The following is a 577-nucleotide window of genomic DNA, read 5'->3' as shown; positions in this document are numbered from 1 at the left end:
TTTATAGTTATTACAACAGTTGCCTGATCACAAACAATTGGACTTCCATTATCACAAACTTCATATACAAAACTATCGGTTCCTGTAAATCCTAAAGTTGGTGTGTAATTAAATGTTCCATTTGAATTTAATACAACTATTCCATTAGTTACACCTACAACTGGTGTAGTATTAACAGTTTGAATATCTCCTTCTGGATCAAAATCATTATCCAATACATTTCCTGTTATTGCCAATCCTGAATCTCCATTATATGCATCATCATTTGCATAGGTATCATTCGTATTTCCATTTTCTGGCATAACTATTATATATACTACTGCTGTATCACACATAGAAGGAACTCCATCATCACAAATTTCATATATGAATGAATCTAAACCTACAAACCCTGAATTTGGAGTATACGTATAAGTTCCATCTAAATTTATAACTACTAATCCATTTTCTGGATTTGTAATTGGCGTTGTATTTAGAATGATATTATCTCCATCCAAATCGAAATCATTTGTTAATAAATTCCCTTCTACTGGTGTATCCAATGCTGTCATAGCAGTATCATCATTTGCTACTGGTG

General features: G+C 31.7%; 1 protein-coding gene. It reads right to left on the bottom strand.

Features of this window, described 5'->3' with window-relative positions; all coding sequences use genetic code 11:
* A partial coding sequence (locus Q0776_RS17720; protein ID WP_298371352.1) for an Ig-like domain-containing protein occupies positions 1–577 on the bottom strand: 577 nt, incomplete at both ends.

It is taken from the genome of uncultured Lutibacter sp. (assembly GCF_947495725.1).
In the GTDB taxonomy this organism is placed as follows: Bacteria; Bacteroidota; Bacteroidia; order Flavobacteriales; family Flavobacteriaceae; genus Lutibacter.
Note: the sequence above shows the minus strand (reverse complement) of the source record. Positions and strands in the feature narration are given on the sequence as shown.